The organism is Glycocaulis sp., assembly GCF_051859565.1.
Classification (GTDB): Bacteria; Pseudomonadota; Alphaproteobacteria; order Caulobacterales; family Maricaulaceae; genus Glycocaulis.
In genome coordinates this window covers 69,393-84,777 of sequence record NZ_JBHYFK010000003.1, presented here as the reverse complement: position 1 = coordinate 84,777, position 15,385 = coordinate 69,393, and the positions used below count along the sequence as shown (strand labels likewise).

Below are 15,385 nucleotides of genomic sequence, written 5' to 3'. Positions count from 1 at the left end.
CGCCGCCTGCGGCGGCTTCCCAGGGTGAGGGTGACTCGGGCCCATTCGGGCTTGCGGCGGCGTTTTCTAGCTCCGTAACGCATCCGCGTTGCGATGTTCCGCGAATACCCGCCTGTGCTGGCACAGGCAGCCGCGGGCGCGCGTTCGCGCTCTTCGGACGGCGCTTTGCCGTCCGCAAGGCCGACCGGCCGCCGGGCACTTTTGCCCGCACCGGCTGAACGGAGTGAAGAAGGACAAGGATAGTGGTGCGGGCGGCCGGAATCGAACCGGCACGGAGGTTGCCCTCCAACGGATTTTAAGTCCGGTGCGTCTACCAGTTCCGCCACGCCCGCTGATGTGCGCCTGATACGCCTAGCGCTTGATCTCGTCCTGACGCGTCACGATCTTGTGGCACAGGCCATATTCGATGGCGTCTTTCGCCGTCAGCCAGAAATCGCGATCGGTATCCTTCTCGATGCGCTCGAGCGGCTGGCCCGTGGCTTCCGCGAAGATGCGGTTCAGACGGTCACGCATCATGCGCATTTCCCGCACCTGTATCTCGATATCACTGGCCGCGCCGCCCGCACCGCCCGAAGGCTGGTGAATGAGGAAGCGCGTATTGGGCAGGCAGTAGCGATCCTGCTTCTCGGCCCCGACGAAGATCAGTGCGCCTGCAGACGCCACCCAGCCCGAACCCAGAGCGATCACGCGCGGTTTGATGAACTTCATCGTGTCGTGGATCATGTCACCGGACTCGACGTGGCCGCCCGGCGAGGAGACCACCATCAAGATCGGATCATCGCTCTTGGCTGCCAGCGCGAAGAGTTGCGCGCAGACCGAACGGGCCACCTTGTCGTTGATACCGCCGGTGATGAGGATAGTGCGGCTTTCAAACAATGCCTTGCCGACAAAATCCTCACCCGCCGGCGCGGCGCCTTTTTCAGGAGCATCGTCATCGTCGTCATTGCGGATCGGGTGCGCGCGGAAGCCGTCAGCCATCATGGAAAATATCCTGTCTCGCGGGAATGCCTCGTGTGTTGCCCGTCAAGTTAGGCATGCCCGCCAGACGGGGCAAGCGGCGAGTGCCGGTCAGGACTGCGCAGGCAGCTGTGATTTGAGTGTCTGCTCTGCCCTTGCGAGCGTCTCACCGTCTGCAGAGCGCAGCACCACGGCCACACCGCGCGACAGCTCGCCGCCCTCGCGTTCCTGAAACCAGGGGTAGGAACCGATGGAGATGGCGGGGAAGTCCTTCGCGGCCTGGCCCAGAATTTCGGCGATGTCGCCTTCGCGCACGCCTTCCAGGCGGATGCTGAGCGATTGCGTCACCGCCCCGCCTTCCAGCCTGTGCGCGATGTCTTCCAGCATGCCGCGCGCGATCTTGGGCACGCCGGCCAGCACAAACACATTTTCGACCTGGAAGCCGGGCGCGCCGGTGACCGGATTGGCGATCAGTGATGCGCCATCGGGAATGCGGGCCATGCGCAGGCGGGCGGATGTGAGCTGCGTGCCGGATTTAGCATACCATTCATGCAGGATGGCCAGAGCGTCCTCGCGCACATCAATATGCCGCCCGAAAGCGGCCGCAACCGCATCGGCGGTAATGTCGTCATGGGTCGGGCCGATGCCGCCGGTTGTAAACACATAATCCCAGCGGGCCCGCAACGCGTTCAGCGCCTCCACGATGTCGGCCTCAAGATCGCTGACCACGCGCGCCTCCCCCAGCGTTATGCCAAGGGGGCTCAAGAATTCGGCGATCTGGCGGATATTCACATCCTGCGTCCGGCCGGACAGCACTTCGTCACCGATCACCAGCACGGCTGCCTTGACGGCTCGTTCATCCATTTGCGTTCATCCTTTTGGCCGTGCTGTGCGTTGACGTGATCATGGTCCATGACATAACCCGCCGCGCAACGGCGGACAGCCGGTTTCAACACGCGATGAGGACAGCGCCATGCCGATAGCGCCCACCGACAAAGGATGGGATCTGCCCCTGCCCTTCGTGCGAAACCGGCGCGTTGACGAGACTGAGATCGATGATTTCGGCCACGCCAACAATGCCGCCTATCTGCGCTGGGCCGACGAAACGGCCTGGGCGCACTGGGAAGCAGATGGTCTTACCCGGCAGGGATGCCGCGATGCCGACCGGGGTATGGCCGTTATCCGCACGCTGGCAGATTACTCCGGGCATTGCCGTGCCGGCGATGTGCTCAGTTGCGCGGTATGGATAGCGCTGAGCGATGGCCGGCTGCGCGCCGAGCGCTGGTACCAGTTCCGCAAGCGCGATACCGGCGAGACCGTATTCCGGGCCCGCACCTGGCTGGTCTCCTTCCAACTTTCAACTGGCAAGCCTGCGCGCATGACGCGCGATTTCGCCCGGCATTATCATGTCCCTGACGCGCAACTTTCCGATGCGGTACGCGCCGCGCATCTGCGGTCCGCACTATGGGTGTTGGACGAATGACGCGGCCATCCTTCCAAAGATGAAAGTTTGGCCATGTTCTGGGCTGCGTGATTGAGCCTGCCCGTTCCAGACGATAGGGCTTCGGCCAGAGGGCGCCTGGCGCCATAATCGGGGACTTTGAAACATGATCCGGCACTATCTCGCCGCGGCCGCCAGCGCCGCACTGCTCCTGTCTGCCTGTGCTACAACCGGCACGGCCCCTCCCTCGCAGCGCGAAGCGGCGGCGGCGGACATCATCACACCCGCGGCCATCGAGGCGCACATCCGCTTCCTGGCCGATGACCTTCTTGAAGGCCGCGATACGGGGACACGCGGCTATGACATTGCCGCACGTTATGTCGAAAGCCATTTCCGCCTTCTCGGCCTTGAGCCCGGCGCATCGGACGGCAGCTATCACGAGCCGGTGCCATTGCAGAACATGGTGGCGGACACCAGCGCAGCCCGCCTGACCATTGATGGCGAGGCACTGGAACACGGCACGGACTTCATCATCGGCGCCCACGCTACCCGCGATGAAAGCGCCATTACCGCCGAGGCGGTGTTTGCCGGATACGGTATTGTCGCGCCGGGGCTGGGCCTCGACAGCTATGACGGCATTGATGTGGAGGGACGGATCGTTGTCGTGCTGGCCGGCGCGCCGGGTGGCCTGCCCAGCGACGTGTCAGCGCATCTTTCCAACAACCGCACCAAGGCCGAGTTCGCCGCGGCGCGCGGCGCCAGCGGCGTCATCGTCATCATGGCCGACGGACTGACGCGTTTTCCCTTCTCGCGCCTTGCGGCCATGGCGGCCAATCCGCGCCCGTCCATGACCGTCGCGGCAGCCGCCTCCCCGGCCTCGATCGAGGTCAGCGCCGTCGTGGGCACCGCAGGGGCCGAGCGCCTGTTTGCCGTATCAGGCCGCGACTTCAGCCAGATTGTGGAAGCTGCCCAGGCCGGTGAGCCGCTGGATAGTTTCGCCCTCAACACCCCTGTCGGCTTGGCCCAGGCCACCACCCGCGAGCCGGTTGCCAGTGCCAACGTGATCGGCGTGCTGCCCGGCTCCGACCCGGCGCTGTCGGCAGAGACTGTCGTGGTCACGGCCCACCTCGATCATATCGGCATCTGCCAGCCCATGGCAGACAACTCCATCTGCAATGGCGCGCTGGATAATGCGTCCGGCACCGCCGCGATGCTGGAATCGGCGCGCGCGCTGGTTCAGGGACCGCGCCCGGCACGTACCGTGGTGTTCATCGCGCTAACCGCCGAAGAAAAGGGATTGCTCGGCTCGGCCCATGTGGCCGCCAACCCGACCCCGGCCATGGGCCGCATGGTCGCCAATATCAATCTGGACATGCCGGTCATGCTCTATGAGTTCAACGACGTGATCGCGTTCGGAGCGGAGCACTCCTCGCTGGGGCCGGTAGCGTCCGAAGCGGTGGCGCGCGCAGGGGTGACGCTGTCTCCCGATCCGATTCCCGATCAGTCCCTGTTCGTGCGTTCCGACCACTATAACTTCGTACGTGAAGGCGTACCGTCTGTGTTCCTGATGACCGGCTTTTCCTCGCCCGATCCGGAAGACGATGAAGGTCAGGCCTTCCTGCGCTTCCTGGGTGGCAATTACCACGCGCCGGGCGATGACCTGTCGCAGCCCTTGCGCTTTGATCAGGGTGCGAAATTTGCGCTGATCAATTACGAGATCATCAGCGCGGTCGCCAATGCCAGCGAAACCCCGCGCTGGAACGACGACAGCTTCTTCGCGAACTGAACACTTTCAGCAACCTTCAGCACGCCGCCCGGGTGACAATTTCTGTCATCCGGGTGGTTTCTCTTGTGAAGCTGTTCATCTCCGGTCCAGATAGACTCTGCCTTGATATGAACATTCGGGCGTCAGGGGGCTGCGGGCAGACCTGCCTGACCGGAACAGGTGGGGAGACACCATTATGAGAATGGCAATTCTATATTCGGCTCTGGCACTGGCATTGCCGGGCGCGGTGGCCATGGCGCAGGACTACACGCTGCAGCCCAATTACGGCGACACATCCTTGCGCGCGGGCTTCAGCCCGGATCCGTATGTCATTCCGCTCCAGTCTGGCGGCTCGATTGATGTCAGCCGGACCATCGGCGGCAGCTGCCGGGGCTATGTGTCCAATGCGCCGGATTTTTCGGTGAATTATTCAGCCGGCTCAGTCCTGCCCTTCCGCATCGGTGTGTCGTCCGGCCGCGATACGACGCTGGTCGTCAACGGGCCCGACGGCAACTGGTATTGCGATGATGATGGCGGCGAGGGCCTGAACCCGCTGCTGCATTTCGGTTCGCCCATGAGCGGACGCTATGACATCTGGGTGGGCACCTATGGCAGCGCATCGAACCATGATGCCCTGCTCTTCCTGTCCGAGCTGAGCTCGGTCACCGCCAGCACGGTCAGCAGTGGCGGCGGCAGCTATGGCGGCGATCCGTCCGGGCCGGACTGGTCGCTTCGCCCCACCTACGAGACCATCTCGCTGCGCGGCGGCTTTACGCCGGACCCGTACCGGGTGCGCCTGCAATCGGGCGGGCCGATCCGCGCCAATGACAGCATTGGCGGCAATTGCGTCGGCTATATCGCCGAGGCACCGGATGTCCGCCTGAACTTCCAGCCGGGCAGCCTGCCGCTCATTATCTCGGTAGCATCAAGCGCGGACACTACGCTCGTCATCAACGGCCCTGATGGCGGCTGGTACTGCAATGATGATGGCGGGGTCGGCACCAACCCGTCCATCCGCTGGGACAGCCCGATGGCCGGCCAGTATGACATCTGGGTCGGCACCTGGGGCAGCCAGTCCTTGCGCGAGGCAGTGCTGGTGATTTCCGAACTCTACAGCGAATAAGCCGCAAGGCTATTTCACCGAACCTTTGACCGCCCGGGGCGTTTCCTAACGCTCCGGGCGGCGCTATATGAGGACATCAACAGGCAAGCAGGCAGGTCTTTGTGAACGATACCGACATGATTGACGATGTGGAACTGGTCCGCGACGGGCATATCCGCCAGCACGGGCCCGAAGCGTTCGCAGGCATGCGAAAGGCGGGCCAGCTGGCAGCGGCAACGCTCGACCTTCTGGTGGATGTCGTGAAACCCGGCGTCACCACGCAGGCCATCGACGACATCGTGCGGCGCAACTTCATCAAGCACGGCGCGGTGCCGGCGACCCTTTTTTACAAGGGCTACTCAAAGTCCTCGTGCACCTCAATCAATCATGTGGTCTGTCACGGCATTCCCAATGACAAGCCCCTTAAAGAGGGCGACATTCTCAATATCGACGTGACCTGCATTGTCGATGGCTGGCACGGCGATACCAGCCGCATGTTCACTGTGGGCGAAGTGCGCCGCAAGGCCGAGCGCCTTATCGAGGTGACATATGAAGCGCTGATGCGTGGCATTGCCGAGGTTAAGCCCGGCAATACGTTTGGTGATATCGGCGCGGCCATCCAGGAATACGCCGAGAGCCAGCGCTGCAGCGTGGTGCGCGATTTTTGCGGACACGGTATCGGCCAGCTTTTCCACGATGCGCCCAACGTGCTGCATTTCGGCGACCGGGGTACGGGCGCGGTGCTTAAGCCCGGCATGATCTTCACCATCGAGCCGATGCTCAATGACGGCAAACCACACGTGAAAGTGCTGGCGGACGGATGGACTGCGGTGACCCGCGACAAGTCTCTGTCGGCCCAGTTCGAGCACTCTGTGGGCGTAACCGAAACCGGCGTCGAGATTTTCACCAGCTCACCCGGCGGCTATCACTGCCCGCCCTGGAAATAGCGCCGGATGGAGGCGGACAAGCCCCATTATCACGGCCATCGCGACCGCCTGCGCGCGCGCTTTGCCGAAGCCGGCGGCAAGGGGCTGGCCGACTACGAAATCCTTGAACTGATCCTGTTCCGGGCCATTCCGCAGCGCGATGTGAAACCTCTGGCCAAGGCGCTGCTGGCACGGTTCGGCGATATCGGGCGGGTCTGTGCGGCGCGCCCTGACCAGCTGACGGAGATCAAGGGCGTCTCGGAGAAAGTGGCACTGGAGCTGAACCTGTTTCAGGAAGTCGCGACGCGTATCGCCCGCGAACAGGTAAGCGGACGCGCCGTTATCTCCTCATGGTCAGCGCTGCTGGACTATGTGCGTACCGCCCTGCAGAACGCCTCGACCGAAGAGTTCCGGGTGCTGTTTCTCGACAAGAAGAACCGGCTGCTGGCTGACGAGTTTCAGGCGCGCGGCACGGTGGACCATGCGCCGGTATATCCGCGTGAAATCATCAAACGCGCCATCGCCCTTGATGCCAGCGCGATCATTCTCGTGCACAACCACCCCAGCGGGGATCCGACGCCGTCACACGCCGACATCGACATGACCCGTCAGGTCATCGAGATCGGACGCCCGCTTTCGATTGTGGTGCATGACCACCTTGTCGTCGGACGCGACAAGGTGGCCAGCTTCAAGCAATTGGGCCTGATGTAGGGGAAAACCCTACAGCTGCTCGAGAACGTAGTCTGCGCTGGAGACCTTGAAGTCGCCGGGCTCTTCCACGAACAGGCCTGACACCACGCCGTCCTTGATGATCATGGCGTAGCGCTGCGAGCGCGTGCCCATGCCGAACTTGGAACCATCCATGGTGAGGCCGACGGCCTTGGCAAAGTCGCCATTGCCATCTGCCAGCATCAGCACGCCCTCGCCCGCATTCTGATCCTGCCCCCACGCGTTCATCACGAACACATCATTAACCGAGGTGCAGGCGATCGTATCGACGCCCTTGGCTTTCAGCTCACTCGCCTTCTCAACGAAGCCCGGCAGGTGTTTGGCCGAGCAGGTGGGCGTGTAGGCGCCCGGCACGGCAAACAGCGCCACGGTCTTGCCCTGGCAGAGATCCTGCGTGGTAACCGGCATGGGGCCATCAGCACCCATTGTCATGAAAGTTGCATCGGGAAGGCGGTCGCCGGACTTGATGGTCATTAGGGCTCTCCTCAGGGGCTTTTTTGAACGATGGAATCTGCCTGCTAGCTAGTGCGCTGCGCCACAGCCCGCAAGGCCGGGGACGTAGCTGTTCGCCGGATTGTCTGGACAAGCTCCCCGTTTTGGCCCGATGCTGGCTGTATGGACCTTGACCGGAAAACGTTTGATGGGCCCTACCTGAAGGGCAAGATACTGATCGCCAGTCCGCTGATAGGCGATCCGCGCTTTGACCGTTCGATTGTCTTCATGTGCGCGCATGGCGATGACCACGCGATGGGGATTATCGTCAACAAGCCCATGCGCCTGCGCCTGCCGACCCTGTTTGAACAGCTGGGCGTGAAAAGCGAGATTGAGGTGGCGGACCGGGCTGTGCTCGATGGCGGGCCGGTGGACCGTGATCGTGGCTTCGTCCTGCATTCAGACGATTTCGAGCATGAGCCAGCCACGCTGAAAATCAGCGCAGGCCTCGCCCTGACGGCCACCAATGATGTGCTTGAGGCTATGGCTTCGCCCTCCCCGCCCCGCCGCTCGACGATGGCGCTGGGCTATGCGGGTTGGGAGGCAGGCCAGCTCGAAGAAGAGATTGCTGCCAATGCATGGCTGATTGCCGAGGCCGACGAAGACCTTGTTTTTGGTGAAAGCCACGAAGCCAAATGGGCGGCAGCGCTGCGCAAGATAGGCGTCAACCCGGAGCACCTGACTGGCGCGTCAGGCCACGCCTGAACGCCTGAGGGGCCGGGGCGGGGCGAAACGGCCAGAGAGTCCCTGCCGCACCGCCAGTCCCGCCGCCTGCGGGTCCAAAGCGCCCGCATAGTGGAAGCCTTGCGCGAAATCGCACCCCATCTCGGCAACCAGATCGGCCATTTCGGCAGTTTCCACGCCCTCGGCTATGATGGTCATGCCCAGATTGCGCGCGAGCTTCACTACAGAGGCCGTGATCGCGCGCGCCGACGCATCCGCGAGCATCGAACGAACGAAATACTGGTCAATCTTGATGACGTCGAAGGGGAAACGGTCGAGCCGGGAGAGCGAGGAATAGCCCGTGCCAAAGTCATCGAGCACCAGCTTCACGCCCGAGGCCTTTACCGCATGGAGAAGCTCTGCTGCGCGGTCCGGATCACGCATGATCTCGGTTTCGGTGATCTCCAGACGGTAGCGCCCGCGCGGCACCTTTGCGCTTTCCAGCGCCGCTGCAAGGGTTTCGACAAACCCGTCAGAGAAGAGCTCGCCGACGCTGGCATTGGCCGAGACGTAGATGTCCGGCGCCGCCGGGGCGTCACTGAACCAGCGTGCAAGATTATCTGCTGCGCTGCCACGCACCTGATCGCCCACCTGCCCCATCAGGCCCAGCCGGTCGGCGAGGAAGAGAAAATCATCCGGCCCCATGACGCCAAGGCCCGGCCTGTGCCAGCGCGCTAGCGCCTCGAACCCGGCCAGATACTCGCCGTCCAGCGCGATAATGGGCTGGTAATGGGCGATGATCTCATGAGCCTCCAGTCCAGCGGTCAGCGCCGCTTCGGCATCAAGTGTGGAAAGCGTAGTGCCGGGGCCAGTACCGGCCGGCAGCAGGAGTGCGGTTACACCATCGCCCTTGCGGTGGCCCAGCAGCCGGACATAGCGCACCTCTCCGCCCGGCGGAGCCAGACGCAGGCGCAGATCGACAGGCCCTTCTCCCTGACCGGCCAGCGTCTTACGGTCCGAGGGCGCCACACAGTCGAGAAAGTCGCCCACACCATCGCAGGTCAGACCAAAAGCTTGCGCGGCGCCGGAAAAGCGGGCCTTGCCGCTTTCCAGATCCAGCTCGATTGCAAGCGCGCCAGCCGCCTCTGCGGCTTTGGCCAGCATGTCTTCGCCGCCTTCACTCAACGCAGCAGGTCTCCGCGAACGATGGCGAACTTGAGATGATCACGCCATTCGCCATTGATCTTCAGGTATTTGCGGGCATAGCCCTCCGGGCTGAAGCCGACGCTCATCAGCAGCGAGCGCGAGGCCTCGTTTTCGGGACGTGTCGCCGCCTCGATCCGATTGAGGTTGAGCTGGGCGAAGGCGAACGTCACCACACGGCGCACCGCCGCGCGCGCATGCCCCCGGCGCACATAGGGCGAGCCGACCCAGTAACCGATATCGGCAGCCTGCAGCACGCCCCGGCGTACATTGTTGAGATTACAGGCACCGACCAGAACATTGTCCGAAGCCCGGAAAATGAAGAAGGGATAGCCCTGGCCTGTCTCGACATCCTGCTGGTAGCGGCGCAGGCGGCGCTTGTAGGCCGTGCGCGTCAGTTCGTCTTCGCTCCAGGCAGGCTCCCACGGCTCGGTAAGGGCGCGGCTGGCGCTTCTCAGCTTCGCCCACGCCTCATAGTCGTCCGGACCGGGATGGCGCAGGCGGATGCCCTCGCCTGCCAGCGTTGTCTCAGGGATTTCATCACGCCACAACGCCAAGGAAGAGCCTCCACATCACAGGGCCGTACAGATTGGCACACTCACTCTTTCCGCCCGGTGAATGAGAGCCGTCCGCGCGCAGCATGAAACACCAGATAAACGCCCAGAAGCGCGATCGCCATGCCAAACCACGTCACAGCATAGGCGAAATGCCGCTCCGGCGGCGTCGCCGTGAGATAGGCGGGAGGCTCGCCCGTATCCTCGGCCAGCCACCAGCCCGGCGCAATCGCCCCGTCCTGGAGCCCCAGCGCCTGCGCCATACCCGATGCGTCAAAGGCGTAGAATGTGCGCTCGGCCGGATCAGCCGGGGGCGTGAAGGCACCCGCCTGGAGCGGTGTTTCGATACGCCAGCGCGATATCATCCTGACCGGCGCAGCCGCCTCTGCCAGGGGCTGGAAGGCGGCTTCCGCGAGCACGTAGGGCGCATCCAGACAGGCAGGCGCATCCACCGGCACGAATATCCGCCAGCCAGCCCGGTTGTCCTCCAGCGAACGGCCATAAACGCGTACATTGCCGGCGCGTTCCTCCGGCAGGAAGCCGACGCTGCGCCCCTCAAAGGGAACGTCCACGCACAGCGCCTCGTGAAGGTCACGCGCGGGATTGGCGCTCGCCTCCTCCCACCGCTCCAGCTCGGCCTCTTTCCACGCCATGCGCTGGCTCTGCCACCCACCCAGCACAAGCAGGAAGGCGAGCGCGGCGAGCGTCAGCACAGTCAGGATGGGCATGGGGCGGAAGTGCATGGGAAGCGGTCCTTCCGGAGCGGCGTCAGCCAGCGTCCTCGTCCAGACGCGCTTCGCGCGCCGAATGGTGCCATTGCAAGGTAAACATCACACCCCGGAAAGGGCGCAGCAATGCGACACACAGTGCCACCGAAAGCGGCAGCCACATTACGGTGTGCAGCCAGAGCGGCGGCTCCAGGGCAAGCTCCAGAGCCAGTGCGAGCGGCACCACGATAAAGCCGGCAATCAGGATGATGAAAACAGCCGGGCCGTCACCGGCGTCTTCGGCAGATATGTCCAGCCCGCAGGATTCGCATGTATCGGCGAATTTCAGGAAGCCGGAGAACAATCTCCCCTCCCCGCATCGGGGGCAGCGGCCGCTGATCCCTGCGATGACGGGGTGGGGAGTGTTCATGATGCGTCTACTGGAAGATCACGTAGACGAAGGCGAACAGGAACAGCCAGACCACGTCGACGAAGTGCCAGTACCAGGCAGCCGCCTCGAGGCCGAAATGCTTCTGCGGGGTGAAGTGCCCGGCCAGCAGCCTGAGCAGGCACACCGCCAGGAAGATCGTCCCGATGATGACGTGCGCGCCGTGGAAACCCGTCGCCATGAAGAAGGTGGCACCATAGAGATTGCCGCCAAATTCGAAATGGGCATGGGTGTACTCATAGGCCTGCACGACGGTGAACAACGCGCCCAGCGCCACGGTGCAGATCAGGCCCCACTTGGCGCCATTGCGGTCGCCATGTTGCATCGCGTGGTGCGCCCAGGTGACCGTGGTGCCCGACAGGAGCAGGATCAGCGTGTTGATCAGCGGCAGGTGGAAGGGATCGAATGTCTCCACACCCGGCGGCGGCCAGGTTTCCCAGCCCGAATAGTCCGCGCCAATGGGGGCGCCATCCCAGCTTAGGCCAGCGCGCACATCATGGAAGATGGCGGCCTCGAAGAACATCCAGAACCAGCCGGCAAAGAACATCACTTCAGAGACGATGAACAGGATCATGCCGTAGCGCAGGCCAAGGTCCACAACCGGTGTGTGGTCGCCGCGAAGCGATTCCTTGATCACATCACCCCACCAGCCGATCATCGTGTAGATGATGCCAAGGCTACCAAGCACGAGCACCCAGGGGGAGCCTTCGCGCAGGAGGAAGTAGGCCCAGCTTTCCTCATTGGTGGAAAGCCCGGCCATGAAGATGACAAGGCCTATGGCCAGGATGAACGCGGCCAGCGAGCCGACGAACGGCCACGGGCTCGGATCAACGAGGTGGTAGTCATGTTTGACAGCGCCGCCAGCCATCGGCCTCTCCTGCTCTTCATTCGGGCAATCTGAACCGCAGCTATAGCGGCCCCCATCCCCCTGATCAATAAGGTGGCGCGCTGGTTTTCAGCCCGCCAAGGCAAACTATTCCGATCTAGCGCCCGGTATTGTCCGGGGCACGTCCGGCAAGGTTACGGGCCCGCGAATCGCTGGCCTCGAAGAATGTGTATGACAGGGTTACCGTCTGCACGTCATCCATGCGCCGTTCTTCATCCATCAGCGGATCGATAAAGAACACCACCGGCATCTCCATGCTCTCGCCCGGCCCCAGCGTCTGCTCGGTAAAGCAGAAGCATTCCAGCTTGGCAAAATACGGCCCCATCTTGAAGGGTGTCACATTGTAGGTGGCAATACCCGTCACAGGCCGGTCGGTGGGGTTGGTCACCCGGTAGAAGGCCAGAGCCGTTTCGCCCACCTGCACGGTCATGTCGCGCTGCAGCGGCTCGAACTCCCAGGGGAAGCCTCGCGCGCGGCTGGCGTCAAAGCGCACACGCACCGTGCGGTCGAGGATCTGGTCCGGATCATACTGCGCGGTCTGCGTGGTGCCGCCATAACCCGTTACCCGGCAGAACAGGTCGTAAAGCGGCACGGCCGCATAGCCCATGCCTACCATGCCCAGCGCGAGGCCGAGGCAGATGGCGAGGACTTTCACGTTTCCTGACAGCACAGGCAGTTTCATGTCGGATCTAACCTCCGGCGGCGATATTGCTGGTCAGACGCTGCAGCGTCACAAGGAAGATCAATACTATAAACCCGATCAGGCTCCAGAAAATCGCGACATTGCGACGCTTGCGCGCTTTTTCTTCTTCCGGCGTCAGCCTGCGGGGCGTTTCAGGGGTCTCGTCACTCATCTCACTCTAGCTCCAGAAGCGCGCGAAGGCGAAATGAAGTCCCGCGCCGTGCTCGGCGATCAGGGCCGCAAACAACAGCGCCAGATGGGCAATAGAAAAGGCAAACAGATCGCGCGCAGCCCGGTCTCCGGCGCGCACCTCGTAAAGCCCGTCCTCGTCGGTGCCCGCCTCGCCCGCACGCGAGTTCAGCACGCGCCAGGACAGGAAAAGGAATAGCGCACCGCCCAGCAGCGCTGCACCCGCGTAGATGACGCCGCCAAGCCCCGTGGCAAGCGGCGCGGCGCTGACAGCCACATAGGCAAGGGCATAGAGCATGATCTGGCGGCGAGTGGAGGCGGCGCCTCTGGCCACCGGCATCATCGGAATGTTCGCCGCCGCGTAATCGCCCGACTTGTAAAGCGCAAGCGCCCAGGAATGGGGCGGCGTCCACAAAAAGATGATGGCAAAGAGGATGACCGAATCAAGGCTGACACTGCCCGTTGCCGCGGCCCAGCCAATCATGGGCGGAAACGCACCTGCGGCCCCGCCAATGACGATATTCTGCGGTGTCGAGCGCTTCAGCCAAACTGTGTAGACCAGCGCGTAGAAGAAGATCGAAAAGGCCAGCAGCCCGGCGGCAACATAGTTCGCCGTCAGCGCCATGAGCGTGACGGAAGCCAGCGTGAACACGCCGCCAAACGTATAGGCCTCGGCCTTTGGCACGATGCCGCGTGCGACAGGGCGCAGGCGCGTGCGGCGCATCACAGCGTCAATATCGCCGTCATAGGCCATGTTGAAGGCGCCGGCGGCCCCTGCTCCCAGCGCGAGGGCCAGCATGGCAATGGCGGCCGCGAACACGTCCATGGACGCGGGCGCGGCGACAAGCCCGGCAAAGCCGGTGAAGACGACAAGCGTCATCACGCGCGGCTTCATCAGCGCGATATAGTCAGCGGGCGAGGCTGCGCTTGCAGCCCCGCCCGTGATGGTGTCAGCCGATTTTTCAGTCACGTTACGTGCCTGACCTTAGCTGGTTCAGCGATCCGCCTACTTGATGCGGGGCAGCTCGTTGAACTGGTGGAAGGGCGGCGGAGAAGACAGCGTCCACTCCAGCGTGGTCGCGCCTTCGCCCCACGGATTGGCTTCACCCTTGCGCTGGCGAACGATGGATTCGATCAGCAGCACGAAGAAGACCAGCATGCCCACGGCCATGATGAGATAGCCGACCGAGGACACGTAGTTCCAGAAGGCGAACGCATCGGGATAGTCCGGGTAACGGCGCGGCATGCCCTGCAGACCGAGGAAGTGCTGCGGGAAGAAGATCACGTTCGCGCCGATGAAGAACAGCCAGAACTGGGTCCGGGCGAGGAAGGAGTTGTATTTCACTCCGAACATCTTCTCGTACCAGTAGTAGAAGCCGGCGAAGATCGCGAACACGGCGCCGAGCGACAGCACGTAGTGGAAGTGGGCCACCACGTAATAGGTGTCGTGCAGCGATGTGGTCACGCCCGCATTGGCCAGCACCACACCCGTCACACCGCCAACGGTGAACAGGAAGATGAAGCCGATGGCCCAGAGCATGGGGGTGCGGAAGGAAATCGAACCGCCCCACATCGTTGCCAGCCAGGAGAAGATCTTGATGCCGGTCGGCACCGCGATGATCATCGTGGCGGCCACGAAATAGGCCTTCAGGTTCACGTCCATGCCGACCGTGTACATGTGGTGCGCCCACACGATGAAGCCGATGAAGCCGATCGCGACCATGGCGTAGGCCATGCCGAGATAGCCGAACACAGGCTTTTTCGAGAAGGTCGACACGATGTGCGAGATCATGCCGAAGCCCGGCAGGATCAGGATGTACACTTCCGGGTGACCGAAGAACCAGAACAGGTGCTGGAACATGACCGGGTCGCCGCCGCCTGCGGGATCGAAGAAGGTCGTCCCGAAATTACGGTCGGTGATGAGCATGGTCAGCGCAGCCGCCAGTACCGGAACGGCCAGCAGCAGCAGGAATACGGTCACCAGGATCGACCAGACAAACAGCGGCATCTTGTGCAGGGTCATGCCCGGCGCGCGCATGTTGAAAATGGTCGTGATGAAGTTCGTGGCACCCAGAATCGAGCTGATACCGGCAATGTGCAGCGACAGGATCACCAGGTCGAAGGCTGGCCCGCCATGGCCGGTGGTAGACAAGGGTGGATACATCACCCAGCCCCCGCCGAAGCCGTCATCACCGCCAGCGCCCGGCACGAACATCGACAGGAGGATGAGCGCGAAGGAGAAGGGCAGCAGCCAGAACGAGATATTGTTCAGGCGCGGGAAGGCCATGTCCGGGGCGCCGATCATGATCGGCACGAACCAGTTGCCAAAGCCACCGATCATGGCCGGCATGACCATGAAGAAGATCATGATGAGGCCGTGCAGGGTGATGATCACATTGTAGTTGTGCTCATTGCCCCAGAAGCCGTTGTTGAAGACCTGAAGACCCGGCTCGGCAAGTTCCCAGCGGATCAGGCCCGACATGGCACCACCGATAACCCCCGCAAAGATCGCGAAGATCAGGTACATCGTGCCGATGTCCTTGTGATTGGTGGAATAGACCCACCGCTTCCAGTCCCAGATGCTGGGGGTGTGATCGTCGTGATGTTCAGCAGCTTGAGCCGACATGATGATCCTCTCCGG

18 protein-coding genes and 1 tRNA gene are annotated in these 15,385 nt (G+C 62.9%); 6 read left to right on the top strand and 13 right to left on the bottom strand.

Features of this window, described 5'->3' with window-relative positions; genetic code table 11:
• Positions 1 to 243: 243 nt before the first annotated feature.
• The 3 genes from ACTIGC_RS05330 to ACTIGC_RS05320 all read right to left on the bottom strand — a co-directional run bounded on the left by ACTIGC_RS05330 (position 244) and on the right by ACTIGC_RS05320 (position 1,821).
• A tRNA-Leu gene (locus ACTIGC_RS05330) sits at positions 244 to 332 on the bottom strand.
• A gap of 19 nt (positions 333 to 351) precedes the next feature.
• Positions 352 to 978 (bottom strand): ATP-dependent Clp protease proteolytic subunit, encoded by a 627-nt coding sequence (locus tag ACTIGC_RS05325; protein WP_439633656.1) that lies wholly within the window; start codon positions 976 to 978, stop codon positions 352 to 354.
• Positions 979 to 1,068: 90 nt separating this feature from the next.
• Positions 1,069 to 1,821, bottom strand: a complete 753-nt coding sequence (locus tag ACTIGC_RS05320) for a competence/damage-inducible protein A (protein WP_439633428.1) — start codon at positions 1,819 to 1,821, stop codon at positions 1,069 to 1,071.
• A gap of 109 nt (positions 1,822 to 1,930) precedes the next feature.
• On the opposite strand from ACTIGC_RS05320, the gene ACTIGC_RS05315 reads away from it, so the two are divergent.
• The 5 genes from ACTIGC_RS05315 to radC all read left to right on the top strand — a co-directional run bounded on the left by ACTIGC_RS05315 (position 1,931) and on the right by radC (position 6,902).
• Positions 1,931 to 2,440: an acyl-CoA thioesterase gene (locus tag ACTIGC_RS05315; protein ID WP_439633427.1), complete on the top strand. Its 510-nt coding sequence runs from the start codon at positions 1,931 to 1,933 to the stop codon at positions 2,438 to 2,440.
• A 124-nt stretch (positions 2,441 to 2,564) separates the two neighbouring features.
• On the top strand, positions 2,565 to 4,184 hold the full coding sequence (locus ACTIGC_RS05310; RefSeq protein WP_439633426.1) for a M28 family metallopeptidase: 1,620 nt from the start codon (positions 2,565 to 2,567) through the stop codon (positions 4,182 to 4,184).
• A 175-nt stretch (positions 4,185 to 4,359) separates the two neighbouring features.
• On the top strand, positions 4,360 to 5,286 hold the full coding sequence (locus ACTIGC_RS05305; protein WP_439633425.1) for a peptidase: 927 nt from the start codon (positions 4,360 to 4,362) through the stop codon (positions 5,284 to 5,286).
• 116 nt (positions 5,287 to 5,402) lie between these two features.
• Positions 5,403 to 6,212 carry a type I methionyl aminopeptidase gene (gene map, locus ACTIGC_RS05300; RefSeq protein ID WP_439633655.1) on the top strand — a complete coding sequence of 270 codons (810 nt, stop codon included), beginning with the start codon at positions 5,403 to 5,405 and terminating at the stop codon, positions 6,210 to 6,212.
• Positions 6,213 to 6,218: 6 nt separating this feature from the next.
• Positions 6,219 to 6,902, top strand: coding sequence for a RadC family protein (radC, locus tag ACTIGC_RS05295; RefSeq protein WP_439633424.1), 684 nt, complete (start codon positions 6,219 to 6,221; stop codon positions 6,900 to 6,902).
• A 9-nt stretch (positions 6,903 to 6,911) separates the two neighbouring features.
• On the opposite strand, the gene ACTIGC_RS05290 is transcribed toward radC, so the two are convergent.
• Positions 6,912 to 7,394 (bottom strand): peroxiredoxin, encoded by a 483-nt coding sequence (locus ACTIGC_RS05290; RefSeq protein ID WP_439633423.1) that lies wholly within the window; start codon positions 7,392 to 7,394, stop codon positions 6,912 to 6,914.
• A 141-nt stretch (positions 7,395 to 7,535) separates the two neighbouring features.
• Here ACTIGC_RS05290 and ACTIGC_RS05285 point away from each other — a divergent pair, with 141 nt between their 5' ends.
• Positions 7,536 to 8,117 carry a YqgE/AlgH family protein gene (locus tag ACTIGC_RS05285; RefSeq protein ID WP_439633422.1) on the top strand — a complete coding sequence of 194 codons (582 nt, stop codon included), beginning with the start codon at positions 7,536 to 7,538 and terminating at the stop codon, positions 8,115 to 8,117.
• Here the strand turns inward: ACTIGC_RS05285 and ACTIGC_RS05280 are convergent.
• The 9 genes from ACTIGC_RS05280 to ctaD all read right to left on the bottom strand — a co-directional run bounded on the left by ACTIGC_RS05280 (position 8,103) and on the right by ctaD (position 15,370).
• Complete coding sequence (locus ACTIGC_RS05280) at positions 8,103 to 9,239, bottom strand: EAL domain-containing protein (RefSeq protein WP_439633421.1); 1,137 nt, start codon at positions 9,237 to 9,239, stop codon at positions 8,103 to 8,105. The genes ACTIGC_RS05285 and ACTIGC_RS05280 overlap by 15 nt on opposite strands.
• 17 nt (positions 9,240 to 9,256) lie before the next feature.
• Positions 9,257 to 9,835, bottom strand: coding sequence for a GNAT family N-acetyltransferase (locus tag ACTIGC_RS05275; RefSeq protein ID WP_127565905.1), 579 nt, complete (start codon positions 9,833 to 9,835; stop codon positions 9,257 to 9,259).
• A gap of 41 nt (positions 9,836 to 9,876) precedes the next feature.
• Positions 9,877 to 10,560, bottom strand: a complete 684-nt coding sequence (locus tag ACTIGC_RS05270; RefSeq protein WP_439633420.1) for an SURF1 family protein — start codon at positions 10,558 to 10,560, stop codon at positions 9,877 to 9,879.
• 40 nt (positions 10,561 to 10,600) lie between these two features.
• Complete coding sequence (locus ACTIGC_RS05265; RefSeq protein WP_439633419.1) at positions 10,601 to 10,903, bottom strand: DUF983 domain-containing protein; 303 nt, start codon at positions 10,901 to 10,903, stop codon at positions 10,601 to 10,603.
• A 73-nt stretch (positions 10,904 to 10,976) separates the two neighbouring features.
• A complete protein-coding gene (locus ACTIGC_RS05260) occupies positions 10,977 to 11,855 on the bottom strand; it encodes a cytochrome c oxidase subunit 3 (protein WP_439633418.1) in 879 nt (292 codons plus the stop codon).
• Positions 11,856 to 11,970: 115 nt separating this feature from the next.
• The gene (locus ACTIGC_RS05255; protein WP_439633417.1) at positions 11,971 to 12,555 is read right to left on the bottom strand and encodes a cytochrome c oxidase assembly protein; all 585 of its coding nucleotides are present in this window, start codon (positions 12,553 to 12,555) and stop codon (positions 11,971 to 11,973) included.
• 7 nt (positions 12,556 to 12,562) lie between these two features.
• Positions 12,563 to 12,727 carry a hypothetical protein gene (locus tag ACTIGC_RS05250; RefSeq protein WP_170175458.1) on the bottom strand — a complete coding sequence of 55 codons (165 nt, stop codon included), beginning with the start codon at positions 12,725 to 12,727 and terminating at the stop codon, positions 12,563 to 12,565.
• Between the two features lie 6 nt (positions 12,728 to 12,733).
• Positions 12,734 to 13,714 (bottom strand): heme o synthase, encoded by a 981-nt coding sequence (locus ACTIGC_RS05245; RefSeq protein WP_439633416.1) that lies wholly within the window; start codon positions 13,712 to 13,714, stop codon positions 12,734 to 12,736.
• A 36-nt stretch (positions 13,715 to 13,750) separates the two neighbouring features.
• Positions 13,751 to 15,370, bottom strand: coding sequence for a cytochrome c oxidase subunit I (gene ctaD, locus ACTIGC_RS05240; RefSeq protein ID WP_439633415.1), 1,620 nt, complete (start codon positions 15,368 to 15,370; stop codon positions 13,751 to 13,753).
• Positions 15,371 to 15,385: the final 15 nt, after the last annotated feature.

Excerpts from the sequence above, each read along its gene's own strand:
- ACTIGC_RS05325 (WP_439633656.1), bottom strand. The coding sequence starts at position 978 with ATGGCTGACGGCTTCCGCGCGCACCCGATCCGCAATGACGACGATGAC.
- ACTIGC_RS05320 (WP_439633428.1), bottom strand. The coding sequence starts at position 1,821 with ATGGATGAACGAGCCGTCAAGGCAGCCGTGCTGGTGATCGGTGACGAA.
- ACTIGC_RS05315 (WP_439633427.1), top strand. The coding sequence starts at position 1,931 with ATGCCGATAGCGCCCACCGACAAAGGATGGGATCTGCCCCTGCCCTTC.
- ACTIGC_RS05310 (WP_439633426.1), top strand. The coding sequence starts at position 2,565 with ATGATCCGGCACTATCTCGCCGCGGCCGCCAGCGCCGCACTGCTCCTG.
- ACTIGC_RS05305 (WP_439633425.1), top strand. The coding sequence starts at position 4,360 with ATGAGAATGGCAATTCTATATTCGGCTCTGGCACTGGCATTGCCGGGC.
- map (WP_439633655.1), top strand. The coding sequence starts at position 5,403 with ATGATTGACGATGTGGAACTGGTCCGCGACGGGCATATCCGCCAGCAC.
- radC (WP_439633424.1), top strand. The coding sequence starts at position 6,219 with ATGGAGGCGGACAAGCCCCATTATCACGGCCATCGCGACCGCCTGCGC.
- ACTIGC_RS05290 (WP_439633423.1), bottom strand. The coding sequence starts at position 7,394 with ATGACCATCAAGTCCGGCGACCGCCTTCCCGATGCAACTTTCATGACA.
- ACTIGC_RS05285 (WP_439633422.1), top strand. The coding sequence starts at position 7,536 with ATGGACCTTGACCGGAAAACGTTTGATGGGCCCTACCTGAAGGGCAAG.
- ACTIGC_RS05280 (WP_439633421.1), bottom strand. The coding sequence starts at position 9,239 with ATGCTGGCCAAAGCCGCAGAGGCGGCTGGCGCGCTTGCAATCGAGCTG.
- ACTIGC_RS05270 (WP_439633420.1), bottom strand. The coding sequence starts at position 10,560 with ATGCCCATCCTGACTGTGCTGACGCTCGCCGCGCTCGCCTTCCTGCTT.
- ACTIGC_RS05260 (WP_439633418.1), bottom strand. The coding sequence starts at position 11,855 with ATGGCTGGCGGCGCTGTCAAACATGACTACCACCTCGTTGATCCGAGC.
- ACTIGC_RS05255 (WP_439633417.1), bottom strand. The coding sequence starts at position 12,555 with ATGAAACTGCCTGTGCTGTCAGGAAACGTGAAAGTCCTCGCCATCTGC.
- ACTIGC_RS05250 (WP_170175458.1), bottom strand. The coding sequence starts at position 12,727 with ATGAGTGACGAGACCCCTGAAACGCCCCGCAGGCTGACGCCGGAAGAA.
- ctaD (WP_439633415.1), bottom strand. The coding sequence starts at position 15,370 with ATGTCGGCTCAAGCTGCTGAACATCACGACGATCACACCCCCAGCATC.